The organism is Microcystis sp. M_OC_Ca_00000000_C217Col (assembly GCF_007095585.1).
Lineage (GTDB): Bacteria > Cyanobacteriota > Cyanobacteriia > Cyanobacteriales > Microcystaceae > Microcystis > Microcystis panniformis.
Genome location: NZ_SFBV01000279.1, coordinates 16,523 through 30,129, shown reverse-complemented (window position 1 = coordinate 30,129; position 13,607 = coordinate 16,523). Strand labels below are relative to the sequence as shown.

13 protein-coding genes are annotated in these 13,607 nt (G+C 43.9%); 6 read left to right on the top strand and 7 right to left on the bottom strand.

From position 1 onward, the window contains the following. Positions 1–95: 95 nt before the first annotated feature. The gene (def, locus tag EWV66_RS17920; RefSeq protein WP_287116019.1) at positions 96–590 is read right to left on the bottom strand and encodes a peptide deformylase; all 495 of its coding nucleotides are present in this window, start codon (positions 588–590) and stop codon (positions 96–98) included. Positions 591–787: 197 nt separating this feature from the next. On the opposite strand from def, the gene dnaA reads away from it, so the two are divergent. After that, a complete protein-coding gene (gene dnaA / locus EWV66_RS17915; RefSeq protein WP_052277058.1) occupies positions 788–2,122 on the top strand; it encodes a chromosomal replication initiator protein DnaA in 1,335 nt (444 codons plus the stop codon). Between the two features lie 277 nt (positions 2,123–2,399). Here dnaA and EWV66_RS17910 read toward each other — a convergent pair whose 3' ends face one another. From EWV66_RS17910 to EWV66_RS17900, 3 genes are all read right to left on the bottom strand, one after another. Beyond that, on the bottom strand, positions 2,400–2,528 hold the full coding sequence (locus tag EWV66_RS17910) for a hypothetical protein (protein WP_284525819.1): 129 nt from the start codon (positions 2,526–2,528) through the stop codon (positions 2,400–2,402). Then, positions 2,503–3,453, bottom strand: a complete 951-nt coding sequence (locus tag EWV66_RS17905) for a heme o synthase (RefSeq protein ID WP_287108319.1) — start codon at positions 3,451–3,453, stop codon at positions 2,503–2,505. The genes EWV66_RS17910 and EWV66_RS17905 overlap by 26 nt, the downstream gene beginning before the upstream one ends. 126 nt (positions 3,454–3,579) lie before the next feature. Further along, the gene (locus tag EWV66_RS17900; protein ID WP_008202058.1) at positions 3,580–4,491 is read right to left on the bottom strand and encodes a COX15/CtaA family protein; all 912 of its coding nucleotides are present in this window, start codon (positions 4,489–4,491) and stop codon (positions 3,580–3,582) included. A 314-nt stretch (positions 4,492–4,805) separates the two neighbouring features. On the opposite strand from EWV66_RS17900, the gene EWV66_RS17895 reads away from it, so the two are divergent. The 3 genes from EWV66_RS17895 to EWV66_RS17885 all read left to right on the top strand — a co-directional run bounded on the left by EWV66_RS17895 (position 4,806) and on the right by EWV66_RS17885 (position 8,207). Further along, on the top strand, positions 4,806–5,771 hold the full coding sequence (locus tag EWV66_RS17895) for a cytochrome c oxidase subunit II (RefSeq protein WP_287108318.1): 966 nt from the start codon (positions 4,806–4,808) through the stop codon (positions 5,769–5,771). 29 nt (positions 5,772–5,800) lie between these two features. Next, on the top strand, positions 5,801–7,477 hold the full coding sequence (gene ctaD, locus EWV66_RS17890) for a cytochrome c oxidase subunit I (RefSeq protein ID WP_072926728.1): 1,677 nt from the start codon (positions 5,801–5,803) through the stop codon (positions 7,475–7,477). A 106-nt stretch (positions 7,478–7,583) separates the two neighbouring features. Beyond that, a complete protein-coding gene (locus EWV66_RS17885; protein WP_052277060.1) occupies positions 7,584–8,207 on the top strand; it encodes a cytochrome c oxidase subunit 3 in 624 nt (207 codons plus the stop codon). 219 nt (positions 8,208–8,426) lie between these two features. Here EWV66_RS17885 and EWV66_RS17880 read toward each other — a convergent pair whose 3' ends face one another. Then, entirely contained in the window at positions 8,427–8,789 is a 363-nt protein-coding gene (locus EWV66_RS17880) for an acyl carrier protein (RefSeq protein WP_002755494.1), read from the bottom strand. Then, positions 8,767–10,566, bottom strand: coding sequence for an acyl-CoA dehydrogenase family protein (locus EWV66_RS17875; protein WP_185236887.1), 1,800 nt, complete (start codon positions 10,564–10,566; stop codon positions 8,767–8,769). The genes EWV66_RS17880 and EWV66_RS17875 overlap by 23 nt, the downstream gene beginning before the upstream one ends. Before the next feature lie 444 nt (positions 10,567–11,010). Here EWV66_RS17875 and EWV66_RS17870 point away from each other — a divergent pair, with 444 nt between their 5' ends. Together EWV66_RS17870 and EWV66_RS17865 are read left to right on the top strand one after the other, a co-directional pair. Further along, entirely contained in the window at positions 11,011–12,132 is a 1,122-nt protein-coding gene (locus EWV66_RS17870) for a DUF262 domain-containing protein (RefSeq protein ID WP_287108315.1), read from the top strand. Next, positions 12,132–12,788, top strand: a complete 657-nt coding sequence (locus EWV66_RS17865; protein ID WP_052277063.1) for an MAE_28990/MAE_18760 family HEPN-like nuclease — start codon at positions 12,132–12,134, stop codon at positions 12,786–12,788. The genes EWV66_RS17870 and EWV66_RS17865 overlap by 1 nt, the downstream gene beginning before the upstream one ends. A gap of 274 nt (positions 12,789–13,062) precedes the next feature. Here the strand turns inward: EWV66_RS17865 and EWV66_RS17860 are convergent, their stop codons facing one another. Continuing rightward, complete coding sequence (locus EWV66_RS17860; protein WP_052277064.1) at positions 13,063–13,488, bottom strand: DUF29 domain-containing protein; 426 nt, start codon at positions 13,486–13,488, stop codon at positions 13,063–13,065. Positions 13,489–13,607: the final 119 nt, after the last annotated feature.

The following is a 13,607-nucleotide window of genomic DNA, read 5'->3' as shown; positions in this document are numbered from 1 at the left end:
CCCTAAGCCGAGTTTTCAAGGTGCTGCGCCGTCCACTTGGTTTTCGAGACTGGCCTTTTAATTCTAACGTAAAGCCAACCTAGAACGGCGGGGTTTCAGACCCAAAATTTCCGATGAGTTAATTCGTGTTGAAAGATGCGCGCGACAAAATCCCTGAAAAGTTGACGGATTTCGCGACCATTGCGATCGCAATAGGCCACCTCGATCCACTGATGACGGGGGACAAAACCGCGTAAATTGGGGACACTGAGGCAACCTTCCCAACCCTTGACCATTTCCTCGCTGACCCGCAAAATGCGAGGATTAATCACGGCAGTGGGTGGCATCATCGGAGCGTCGGGATAACGAGGATTGGGACCAGAAGCAACGATAAACAGACGCAGAGACCGAGCAACTTGGGGCGCGGCGATTCCCACCCCGTGGGCAGCTTGCACGGTGGTAATCAGGGAATCGATCAAATTTTGACAGTCAGCATCGAGAAGATTATCGATCGCTGCTGCTTTTTGCTGTAGAATTGGATTTCCTAATTGGGTGATTGTTAAAACTTGCGTCATCTGTCTAAAGATTAATTGTTTCGCTCTGAAAATCATTTTATCTTGAGGGGAAAAATCTCGCTAAACTGATAAGGTTTCCCCGCAGCAGCACTAGAGCAACTTTGTTAATCAAAATTAACCGTGGATAGGCGTTGGGTTTCATGCTTCAACCGTTCGGCAAAAGCTCACGGCCGAAGCCCAACCTACGTTCATCTTATATTTAATTCCACCCACCCACTTAATCAAAATTAACCGTGGATAGCAGCACCCAACAACTTTGGCATCATCTCCTAGAGCGTCTAAAATTACTATTATCCCGTCCCGCTTTCGAGACTTGGTTTCAAACGGCGACGGTTAAAGAATGGCAAAACGATCGCTTAGTAATTCAGGCTGCCAATCCTTTTATTCTTAACCATCTTCAGAAAAATTATCTGTCAACAATTGCCGAAGTAGTGGAGGATATCGTCGGTTATCCCGTCGAGATTCAACTAACGGCACAACAGGGCGATTTAATCGCTATTTTCCAGCCTAACAGTAGCTTAGAATCAGAATTACCCCCCAGTAATCAACTTAACCCTAAATATAATTTTTCCCGTTTTGTTGTCGGCCCAACTAATCGCATGGCCCATGCGGCCGCTTTAGCGGTGGCGGAATTACCCGGACGCGAATTTAACCCGCTTTTTCTCTGTGGTGGGGTGGGGTTAGGTAAAACCCATTTAATGCAAGCGATCGGTCATTATCGTCTAGAATTATATCCTCAATCCAAGGTTTTTTATGTATCGACGGAACAATTTACTAATGATTTAATCACCGCTATCCGTCAAGATAGTATGGAAAGTTTTCGTAATCATTATCGTCATGCCGATATATTATTAGTGGATGATCTGCAATTTATTGAAGGAAAAGAATACACTCAAGAAGAATTTTTTCATACCTTTAATACCCTGCACGAAGCGGGAAAACAGGTGGTTTTAGCCTCCGATCGCTTGCCCAAACAGATTCCCAGTTTACAGGATCGTTTAATTTCTCGCTTTTCTATGGGATTAGTGGCCGATATCCAAGCACCAGATATCGAAACTCGCATGGCAATTTTACAAAAAAAGGCCGAGTACGAAAATCTGCGTCTCCCAAGAGAAGTTATCGAATATATTGCCGTTAATTATACTTCTAATATTCGCGAATTAGAGGGGGCATTAATCCGAGCTACTACTTATATTTCTATCTCCGGATTGCCGATGACGGTAGAAAATATTGCGCCGGTTTTAAATCCACCAATGGCCAAAATTTCCACTTCTCCCGATATTATTATGGCGGTAGTAGCGGAAAAATTTCAACTCTCGATCGCTGATCTAAAGGGAAATTCCCGCCGGCGAGAAATTAGTTTTGCTCGACAGATTGGGATGTATTTGATGCGTCAACACACGGATTTAAGTTTACCGCGCATTGGCGAAGAATTTGGCGGCAAAGATCACACCACCGTTATTTATAGCTGTGATAAAATCAACCTTTCCCAACATCAAGATCGACAATTACAAGAAATCTTAGCCCAACTAATCGAGCGAATTAACTCCCTCAGTCGCAATCAGTAGTCGGGGGGAATTATGAATTATAAATTGGGAAGTGGGAAGTGGGGAGATGGTGTGTGATAATTTTTGCTTATGGAATCGTGAAATGCTTATCGGGCAAGACTTTTAGGGCTATTTTGCGGAAGAAAGTATCAGTATAGACCTCGTTTCCACACAGAAACCAGAAGAGCCAGACCACTGCGTGCGCGTTGCGGGGGGAGATGGGGAGACCACTGCGTGCGCGTTGCGGGGGGAGATGGGGAGATGGGGAGATGGGGAGTATTTTCAGTGAACTGAAAACTCACATCTGAAAACTCACATCTGATAACTGATAACTGATAACTGATAACTGATAACTGATAACTGATAACTGATAACTGATAACTGATAACTGATAACTGAGATTAACTACAGGGGAATAAACTGGCAATTGTAGCGAGGAGACGAGAGGTCATGGGTAAACTATCGATCACCATAGCTGTACATAATAACATCATGTAAAGAATGGAATATTTAAACAGCGATCGAGCCATGTCTCGATCAAAAGGATTCTGTTTTAATTGCCAAGCTTTTTTCAGGAAAACAAACCCTAAAATTAAAGCCGCTACACCATAAACCACACCACAGGCAGCCAAGGGATAAATCAGGAGGAAAGTGAAAGGAACGACGATTAAAGTATAGAGCCAAATCTGCTCGCTAGTGGCTTCTTCCCCTTTAACCACGGGCATCATCGGGATATCCACTTCTGCATAATCATCCTTGATCATTAAAGCTAAAGCCCAAAAATGGGGAGGAGTCCAAAGGAAAATAATGGCGAATAAAATCCAAGGAATCCAACCGAGATCGCCCGTTACTGCCGCCCAACCGACGAGGGGAGGAATCGAGCCAGCCGCACCGCCGATAACAATATTTTGGACACTATGACGCTTGAGCAGATGAGTATAAATCAGCATATAAAATGCGATGCCGGTCATTGCTAAAAATCCGCTCAAAGTATTGACAAAAAAGACAAAAAGTGCTAAGGAAAGGGAGGCTAAAACGAGGGCAAAAATGAGGGCGTGGAGGGGTTGCACGCGACCGGAGGGAATAGGACGGGCGCGGGTGCGAAGCATGGTGTGATCGATGTCGCGATCATAGATGCAGTTTAAGGTTTGAGCGGCGGCGGCGGCGAGAGTGCCACCGAGGAGGGTAAGAAAGAGTAAGAGGGGGGAAACCTGACCTTTAGAGGCGATTTCCATAGAAGCGGCCGTAGTAATCAGCAGTAGAGGAATAATTCGGGGTTTGGTGAGTTGATAATAACTTTTAGCGACTTGTAAAAAATTATCGTGGTGGCGAAGGGCTTGAGTTCCAGTCATCGTGATTAAATCCTTAGAGATGGCTTATAAGTAATGGGACAAAATTAACTTCTTGGTTAGGATGGGCAAAAGGCAAGAGGCACTCATGCAAGAGGTGGTTAGATATGTGCAATTAATTGTGTCTGGTTACTTAGGCGCGAAAGAACGATCGCGAAGGGCGAAAGTGGTAAAAGCGACGAGGGTTGCCACCAATAGCGCACCGATGCTATGGTGGGTAATGGTTAAGGGTTCCACCTGTAGATGCAGTTTCAGGGTGGCAACGCCCAAAAATACCTGTAGGGCGACTAATCCCCCGGCACTAAAAGCTAGTTTTCTGAGGAGAGGATGGATAGCGGCAGTTCGCCAAGCGAAGAAAACTAGGGTTAAAACCGAGATAGTGGCGGGAAAAACCCCGATAATGTGGCTATTCATCACGGTGCAGAGTTGGGAAACCGTTAAACACTGATGGGCAGCCCAACGGGAACCGACGAGACCGCCGAGGAGACATTGCAGATAAACTAGACCGGTGGCGACCATTCCCATCCCGGTTAGTTTTCCGACCGTACCTGTGCCACGGTAGGGAGTCAGACCGATAGCAATGACGATTAGGGTGGCAAAAAAGAGCAAAGCTGTGGCTAAATGGGCCGTTACGATGTCAAATCGCAGTAATTGGGTGACGGTTAATCCTCCCAGGACTCCTTGCAGGAGAATTAAAGACAAGGCAGCGATCGCCGAGGGCAACAGCCAAGGGGGAAGATGGCGACGATACCACCAAGACAGACCGACGAGAGCGAGCGTACTAAACCCGATCAAAGAGGCATCGAGACGATGAAACCACTCCAGAAATACCTGTAGATTCATCTGCTGACTGGGAATCCATTGACCGTAACAGAGAGGCCAATCGGGACAAGCTAAACCGGCGTTCATAACTCTGGTGGCAGCGCCCACCACCATGAGGGCGAAAGTAGCGATCGCAATTTTCCAGACTAAGCGGCGCATCCACACCTGAATATTGCCGGTTTCTCTTAGGGGTGTCGGGTTAAAAACAGATTCGGTCATCGGTTTGCCTGTTCTCCAGGAGTCTGTCATCAAAGATCATGGCTTTGTTTGCCAGTTAGTTATCACTGTGAATGAGTTTTTTTACGACCGGTAAAACCTTTTAGATATTCTTTAGATTTCTGGCCATTTCCGTTACATTTGTTTACATAAACTCAGAATAAGATATAAAAATTAGTTATTTAAAATACTTTCCCCGAAAACGATCCCAAAGAAAAGATGAAATTCTCAGAAGATGCCGGTTAAATTTCCCATCTATAGGGGAATCATGTTTTAGCCTTGAATAAGTAGCCACTATTGAAAATATTGAAAAGACCGTGAAAATTCCCAGCAGTATCCTGACGCTCGTACTCGGGATCACCCTAACCTTAATTAGTCTCTGGTATGGCCAAAATCATGGCTTAATGCCTGTGGCCGCTTCCGAAGATGCTCAGGAGATAGATAATATCTTTAATCTGATGATGACCATCGCCACGGGACTATTTTTAATAGTTGAAGGCGTGATTATCTATATAGTGATTCGCTTTCGCCGTAAACCGGGGGATCAAACCGACGGACCGGCAGTGGAGGGCAATGTCCCCCTAGAAATCTTCTGGACAGCCATCCCGACGGTAATCGTTTTTATCCTTGCCGTCTATAGCTTCGAGATTTATAACAATATCGGCGGTCTCGATCCCTTGATTTCCAAGGGTGGCAAAGGAGAAATCGCCCACCACGGTCATCACCACGGCACGATGATGGCCATGGGCGGCGATCGCAGGGTAGCCCTAGGTATCGGCAATTCCTACGATGGTGAAGGAGTTCCCCCCCTAGTGGTCAATGTTAAAGGTATTCAATACGCTTGGATCTTCACCTATCCCGAAACTGGCATTGTTTCTGGGGAACTGCACGCTCCCGTCAATCGCCCCGTGCAACTGAATATGGAAGCGGGAGATGTGATCCATGCTTTCTGGGTTCCCCAATTGCGTCTAAAACAGGACGTTATCCCCGGACAGGAAACGGTGTTATCGTTCACATCCAACCAAATTGGTCAATATCCGATCATTTGTGCGGAACTTTGCGGGGCCTATCACGGCGGTATGAAATCTAGCTTTGTGGTTCACTCCCAAGGGGATTACGACCAATGGGTGCAGGATAACACGATCGCCGAAGTTGACAGCGATCGAACCGTAGCTATGACCGCTAAAGATCGCTCTGATAGTCAATATTTGACCCCCTACACCGAAGAAATGGGCATAAACGGTGAAATCCTCGCCCAAGTTGCCCATCAGCAGCAAATGTAATTTTTCTTGTCATCTAAAATCTTGGCCTTATGACAGCATCAACGGAAATAACCACCCCAGCAACCGTTCCCGAGGTGATCCATCACCGCAAGTGGACGGATTACTTTACTTTCTGCACCGATCATAAAGTCATCGGGATTCAATATCTGGTGACTGCCTTTCTTTTCTTCTTTATTGGCGGTGCTTTTGCGGAAGTGCTGCGGACGGAATTAGCCACTCCTGACCCCGATTTCGTCTCCCCAGAACTATATAACCAATTCATGACCATGCACGGAACGATCATGATCTTTCTTTGGATCGTTCCAGTTGGGGCAGGTTTTGCCAATTATCTCATTCCCCTGATGATTGGGGCGGAAGATATGGCTTTTCCTCGTCTTAACGCTGTGGCTTTCTGGCTTAACCCCCCCGGCGGGCTGCTATTATTATCCAGTTTCTTTGTTGGCGCACCCCAGTCCGGTTGGACTTCCTACCCACCTTTAAGCTTAATTAGCGGCAAATGGGGGGAAGAATTGTGGATTTTGAGCCTTTTATTGATCGGGACTTCTTCGATTTTAGGCTCGATTAATTTCATCACCACGATCCTGAAAATGCGGATTCCTGAGATGGATTTGTACAGTATGCCGCTATTTTGTTGGGCAATGCTGGCCACCTCGACTCTGGTACTGCTTTCCACCCCCGTTCTCGCTTCTGCTCTCGTTCTCTTGTCCTTTGATTTAATCGCCGGCACGAGCTTTTTTAACCCCGCCGGCGGCGGCGATCCGGTGGTTTATCAGCATATGTTCTGGTTTTACTCCCATCCTGCCGTTTATATCATGATCTTGCCCTTTTTCGGCACGATATCGGAGATATTACCGGTTCACGCCCGCAAACCGATTTTTGGTTATCGAGCGATCGCCTATTCCAGTCTCACCATCTGTTTCTTGGGTTTAATCGTTTGGGCCCACCATATGTTCACCAGCGGCACCCCCGGCTGGTTACGGATGTTTTTCATGGCGGCAACTATGTTAATCGCCGTTCCCACGGGCATTAAAATCTTTAGTTGGTGTGCCACTCTTTGGGGGGGTAAACTTAGTCTCAATACGTCTTTATTATTTGGGATCGGTTTCCTGTCTTCCTTCCTCATCGGTGGTTTGACCGGGATTATGTTGGCTTCTGTTCCCTTCGATATCCACGTCCACGATACCTATTTTGTCGTCGGTCACTTCCACTATGTACTATTCGGTGGTACGGCAATGGCCCTGTTTGCTGCCGTTTACCATTGGTTCCCAAAAATGACCGGACGGATGTATAACGAAACTCTCGGTCGTATCCACTTTGTTCTCACTTTTATCGGTTTGAATTTAACTTTCATGCCAATGCACGAATTGGGATTATTGGGGATGAACCGTCGTATTGCCCTGTATGATGTGCAGTTTCAGGATTTAAATGTTCTTAGTACCGCAGGAGCTTATATTCTCGGTATATCGAGTCTTCCCTTCGCTATTAATATGGTCTGGAGTGCCTTTAAAGGTCAACCCGCCGGTCGTAATCCTTGGCGCGCTTTAACCCTAGAATGGCAAACCTCCTCTCCCCCAATTATCGAGAATTTTGAGGAAATGCCGATTCTTTGGTCCGGCCCCTACGATTACGGTATTGATATGGAAGAATCGGAAGCAGAGGAATCAGTACAGGATCTCCTCGCTGAAGTGGGCGCTGAATCGCAATAATCAGTTATCAGTTATCAGTTATCAGTTATCAGTGATCAGTGATCAGTGATCACTGATCACTGAAAAAAAGCTTCCCGTCTCCCGTGTAAACTAAGGACATTCAATCATGCAAGGTTCAACGCTCGAAGATTCTCAACTCTCTGTCAATTATCATCAGGAAACGGTGGAACACGGACATCATGGCCACCCGGATCATCGCTTGTTCGGTGTGGTTTTGTTTCTAGTGGCGGAAAGTTCCATCTTTTTAGGATTATTTGCCGCTTTCTTGTTCTACCGTACCATGTTACCCGTTTGGCCCCCCGCCGGCACGCCAGAATTAGAATTAACCCTACCGACAATTAACACGATTATTCTGGTGTCCAGTAGTTTTGTTATGCACATAGGACAAAAGGCGATTAAACAAAATAATAATGCCGGTTTACAATTGTGGTTCGGTATTACTGCCCTGATGGGCATTATCTTCCTTTGTGGTCAAGGATACGAATATTATCACGCTGAATTCGGTCTGACAACTAATGTTTTCACCAGCGCTTTTTATGCTTTAACCGGATTCCACGGTCTCCACGTTACTTTCGGTTTAGTGCTAATTCTATCGGTCCTCTGGCGTTCTCGTCAAAAAGACCACTATTCTAGTCAATCTCATTTTGGTGTGGAAGCGGCAGAATTATACTGGCATTTCGTCGATGTGGTCTGGATTATCCTGTTTTTACTGGTGTATCTCTTGAGATAATTTTTGTTATTTAGTAGGAGAAAAGGGCGATCAATTTATCGCCTTTTTTTATATATTTTAACTTACCGCAGTTATCCTATAAGTTATCCTAAATCCAGTTATTACAAACTGATTATTTATTCCCCCTGTTGCCTTTTGACTCTTGCCTTTTGCCTTCAGAAGCTGATAACTGATAACCGAGTAACTGATAACTGATAACTGATAACTGATCACTGATAATTAACGACGACCGAATAAACTCCAACCTTTGCCACCACTAACGGCCGGTTCAGCTTTTTCAGCGACGGGAGCAACTTCTGCGGGGGTTTCCTCACCGGAAAGATTAGAAAGATCGTAGTTTTCTACTAGGAAAAGAGACGCTTTTTCAATAGTAGAATAATCCCAGAAAAGGGTAGAAGGTAACTCTTGACCGACCCAATCTTCCAGATCACCCACCATCGTTACTGCATCGATCGAATCTAAACCATAACGGGTTAAAGGTTCAGTCACATTAATCGTTTTGGCATCCAAAGATAACTGATCGGCTAACTGTTTAACTAACCAATTTTGTACGAGATTATTAAGATTGGAGCTGGAGTTCATGGGTTTTTTCCTCGGTAGTTTGTGAATGGGCTAATTGAAAAGGTACGATCGAAAAATGTTGATTTTCTCGATATAATTTCAGCAATTCTTGGGCAACATTTTCTACATACACCTCAGATAGAGTGTAAGGCAGCGGCCGCAGAGTTCGCAGTAATCGGTGTAAACTCAACACCAACCATTCCCCCCGGGCAAAAAATTCACCCAAGATGGAACGATTATAAAGCCAAGTGTGTAAACAAGCAGAAGCAGCGTGTAAAGTACAGTATTTCTTGGCAATCTCGAACAATTCGGGTGATTGGTCGTGACCATACTCGAATTTCGATTGACTAATCTGTTCATCATGAGCATTTAGTTCCTCTAAAACTAAATTACCCAACATCAATAGATTTTCTAATACCTCTGGGTCCACTTCGTCAGAATTTTTCAATCCTTCCAGCATATCAAGGGCAATCTCTAAACCCTGTAGGGAATCATCCATTCCCCGGCCAAATAATTCTAAATTATTGGGTTCAAAGGGAGGAACCGACTTTTCTAGGCTAAAAATCGCCTCTAAACGGGTTTTTAACGCCGACATGGTGTGCGAGTTGCGTTTAGCCCGATATTTGGTTAAAGGACGCAATTGTAGGATTAAAGCATGAAGATTGACGATAGAACTGCCGTCAAACATACTGATAATCGAATTATCCCGCAGTAGCTTCTGGAAGATGCCGAATTCGTGTTCTTCTCGCATATAAAAACGCGATCCCAAGACCACATAAACACTATTAACCATCTCCTCCAGACGGACGGTAACAAAATATTTTACCACCGAAGCCCAGACGCTAAACTGTTCGGGGATAATATGAAAACCTCTCGCAGCCGGAATCGTCTCGCAATCACAAATAAGGATGTCAAGGAAAGCATCCACGAGAGTGCGCCGGGGTTGGGGCAAATCCATCACAGTTTTGTTATAGATTACCCGATTAACGGCAAAACTGAGGGTAGTTCTCAAAGCGGTATCGGCTGCCCCGTGGGAAAAAGCAGCGCACAACATTCGGGTAATCTGGAAACCTTTCAGGGCTAATTCTAAACCGTCTCCCTCCTCGCGTAAACGCATGGAATCGGGGACGAAACAATCTTTAAAACCAATGCCACTCATATCCGAGGCCCGCACGCCATGGGTGTATATTTTCGGCAAATTATAGTATTTTTCGGGGTCTAATTGCCGTTTATCGACCATAAATAGGGTTAAACACTTCGGCCCGCCGTTAGCATCGGTTTTCGCCAAAATAAAGGAAATTCCAGAGATAGTCGCCCGGTTAATCGGCCATTTCTCCCCATTGAGAATATAACCTCCTTCCACCTTCGTCGCGGTTAGATCACCATTGATCAGATCGCTACCGTGTTCCTTTTCCGAGTAACCCAGACACATCGCCCCATAGTCATCCATAATAAAACGGGCGAGCTTCTGTTTCTGTTCTGGGGTTCCCGCCATCCAGTTTAAAAACGACCAGAATAGGGTGGTAAAAGCGATGCCGATAGTTTGATCCCGTCGAGACAGTACCCGCACAAAAGCGACAAATTCCTCAAAAGAGGTAAATTCACCGCCGCAATCGGTGGGAATGTAGTAGTGTTGGAGTTTCCAGTCGTATAACCAGCGAATTTCCTCATGGGGAAATTCTTCGCTCTCGTCAATTTCGATCACCCGCTTGTAGGATAGAGGGTTATCGGGATTGAGAGGATCGCCTAAGTCTTTTTCCAGTGCTTCAGCAGTCCAGTATTGCTTAAGCTTTTTCATAGTGCCTCTAGGACAGATACAATGTGTTTTTCGTCAATGCCTTCGGTTAGAAGACCCGACCATGCACAAAAATTAATGACCATTCTAGACTTTTGGCCGTACAATGGCAACAATTCTTAATTTCCCCTTTACCTTAAATGTGCTAGAAACCAGTCGGGTGGGGTGCTAGACTCCCTCTGCGGTAATTATGCCCAAATTGAGGTGATTAAACCGCACAGTGCGGTATTAGGTTTTATTGAGGCGGTGTTAGACCGATGGAAGTGGGATATTAGGATGGGGGAGGTTGCTCGACCGCAGGGAGCGGTATGATTAATAGTTATGCGGCTCGTTCCCTGTTCATACTTTTTCCTTGAATGTAATATTCAACTGGCAGATTACGATTAGAATGTTTAAGGTACAAGTTTTGCTTGCCATAGGGTTTAGAAGTCTAGGAGCAATATGATGATGGAATCAATAGATGAACGGATAGATGCCAAAATTGGTGAGGTTCGTACTGAATCTATCGATCTCAGCTTTGGAGAAATCATCAGTTTATATTCTCAAAATGAACTCATTATTCAACCGGAATATCAAAGGTTATTCCGATGGTCTAATCAACAAAAGTCTCGTTTAATAGAATCCATACTTCTTGAGTTGCCAATACCACAGATATTTACTATTGAGAACTCAGATGGGGTTTTGGAGTTAATTGATGGCTTACAACGCCTTAGCTCTGTGATTCAATTCATTGATGCCAATGTACTGAATTTCACTGATATAGATGGAGAAAAGCTGAAATCTCTAAAGTTAGAAGGTTGTGATCAGATTTCAGAACTTAATAATCTGACTTTTGAAGATTTATCATTGAGACTCAAGCTTAGGATTAAAAGATCCTCTGTAAGGACAGTAATTATTAAAAGGCAAAGTAATTCTTTTCTGCGTTATGAAATGTTCAAGAGGTTAAATACTGGGGGATCAATTCTAGCTCCACAGGAAATTCGCAACTGTTCTTCTAGGATGTTTGGTGAGCCAGGTATAAAGTTCTATAGGTTTCTCCAAGAAAGATCCTCCTATTCAAACTTTAAGACTTGCATAGATACATTGTCTCAATCAGAAAAAGAACAAAAGGGAGACGAAGAGCTTGTCTTAAGATTTTTTGCCGCAAAAAATGCTCAAGATCTCTTCCGGGGGAGTGTGAGAGATTGGTTAGACACATACATGGAAAATATATTATTTGAAGAAATACAATTTGATTATTCTACTGAAACACAAGACTTTAATAGATTATTTGATTACTTGAGCCAAATTCTCGGCAGTGGTGCTTTTGTTCAATATCGCGATCAATCACCAATTGGTGCTTTAGCTCCAGCTTATTTTGAAGCTGTTACAATTGGCGTGTTTAGGATACTAGAAAGATTAGAGAATCTGGATAATTCTTCTGTTAGGGATGAAATAATCAAAATTGTTCAGTCAAACAGCTTTAAGGATAATATTGGACCTGGAGCTAACTCCAGAACTAAGCTTTCTAATAGAATTGGATGTATTCAAGAAGGTTTAAATAAACTCAGCTTGTGGAGTAATTTTTAATGAGCAACTGGGCGAATGAGATCGAGGCTGATCTCAACTGGAGAGAAGGAGAACTGGCTGCAATTAAAATTCAAATATTAACGACTGATAGGGTTAAGCATCCTGTAAGGTATGAAGCTCTCTTGAGAGCTATTACTACTTTGCTATATGCTCACTATGAAGGTTTTTGTAGATTTGCATGGGATTCATACCTCGATACAATTCAAAGGCAAAATATTAAACGCAATCAATGCCGTGAGGAGGTTATAAAGCTATCGCTAAGGAAGCGCTTTAAAGAACTTGGAGGTGATTTGTCAGCAGATGGAGTTTGGAGCTTTTTTTCCAACGAATTGCCAGCTTTAATTAATGAGAATATTGAATTCAATATTCGCTTAGAAGCAGATAGCAATTTAAAGCCTATGCTGCTTAAAAAGAACTCTACAGATGCTGGTTTATCATGCTCAATGGTGGATCAACATGAGCTTTTACTTAAGACATTAGTAAGCAGGAGAAATAATATAGCTCATGGGCAGAAAGAAATAATTCATGATCTGACTGAGTATAACAAGTATGAAAATGCGGCTTTGGAAGCTATGTATGAGCTAGGACTATCTGTAATTGATTGCTTAGATAATCGGAAGTATTTGAAACCATCAAATCCGCCTAGCTCATCATGAAATCTACGCATTTTAAATAGCCATCGCTGTAGGGTGCGTTCCCTGATGTGGCTCCTACTGCCGCATCGATAGTGATTAAACCGCTGACTCATATCATTTTTCAAAAGTGATGACAGACTTAGTTGATTATTCCAAAGCGTAATTCTCCTCCGAGAGCGGAATCGCAATTTCAGATGTTAGTCACGACTATTGAAAATTGGTATCAATTGAAGTAAGGTGGGCAATAGCCACCCTATTGTTGTATGGATGTAAGTTAGACCGCAAGCTCCAGTTTTTAACCAGGGAACCAATCTTCATCAAGAATTTTCTCAATTGTCCAAGGACAGTCAACTGGTAAAGTTAATCCACTTTTGCGGCTCGCTTTTCCCAGTGCTTTTTGATAACAATAACCAAGCCGTTCTAAGGCATGATTGTAGATTACCTTAGAGCGAAACAGCAAGCTCAATTCCAATCTGAAATTATCTATCTCGTCTGTCCAGTGGGGTAGGTAGTAAGGATGCTTCCAGTAGGCGTAAAGTAGCAGGTGACTGAGGAGTTGAATAAGAAAGCTTTCTGCTTTGTATTTGCGTTCATCAACCATTTCCTCTAATTCCTCGGCTAAAGTTTGCCAATCTAAAGTATTGCGATCAGGCGATCGCAGTTTTGCTGCCTGGTCTTGCAGCCAGGCTACATAGTCTTTTTCATATAGGGTTTCAGCCATTAATTTTACCTCTATACTAATCTTTTTTTGTCCTATCAAAATATAGATCTCATTGTATAGCTCAAGCACCAAGAAAATGCTGGTTATTGAAATATTACATCCCATCATTCAGTCAATAG

Bases quoted from the DNA above. Each gene is read 5' to 3' on its own strand.
- EWV66_RS17880 (WP_002755494.1), bottom strand. From the start codon at position 8,789: ATGAACTCCAGCTCCAATCTTAATAATCTCGTACAAAATTGGTTAGTT.
- EWV66_RS17905 (WP_287108319.1), bottom strand. From the start codon at position 3,453: ATGACTGGAACTCAAGCCCTTCGCCACCACGATAATTTTTTACAAGTC.
- EWV66_RS17900 (WP_008202058.1), bottom strand. From the start codon at position 4,491: ATGACCGAATCTGTTTTTAACCCGACACCCCTAAGAGAAACCGGCAAT.
- EWV66_RS17885 (WP_052277060.1), top strand. From the start codon at position 7,584: ATGCAAGGTTCAACGCTCGAAGATTCTCAACTCTCTGTCAATTATCAT.
- EWV66_RS17865 (WP_052277063.1), top strand. From the start codon at position 12,132: ATGAGCAACTGGGCGAATGAGATCGAGGCTGATCTCAACTGGAGAGAA.
- EWV66_RS17875 (WP_185236887.1), bottom strand. From the start codon at position 10,566: ATGAAAAAGCTTAAGCAATACTGGACTGCTGAAGCACTGGAAAAAGAC.
- ctaD (WP_072926728.1), top strand. From the start codon at position 5,801: ATGACAGCATCAACGGAAATAACCACCCCAGCAACCGTTCCCGAGGTG.
- EWV66_RS17860 (WP_052277064.1), bottom strand. From the start codon at position 13,488: ATGGCTGAAACCCTATATGAAAAAGACTATGTAGCCTGGCTGCAAGAC.
- EWV66_RS17870 (WP_287108315.1), top strand. From the start codon at position 11,011: ATGGAATCAATAGATGAACGGATAGATGCCAAAATTGGTGAGGTTCGT.
- def (WP_287116019.1), bottom strand. From the start codon at position 590: ATGATTTTCAGAGCGAAACAATTAATCTTTAGACAGATGACGCAAGTT.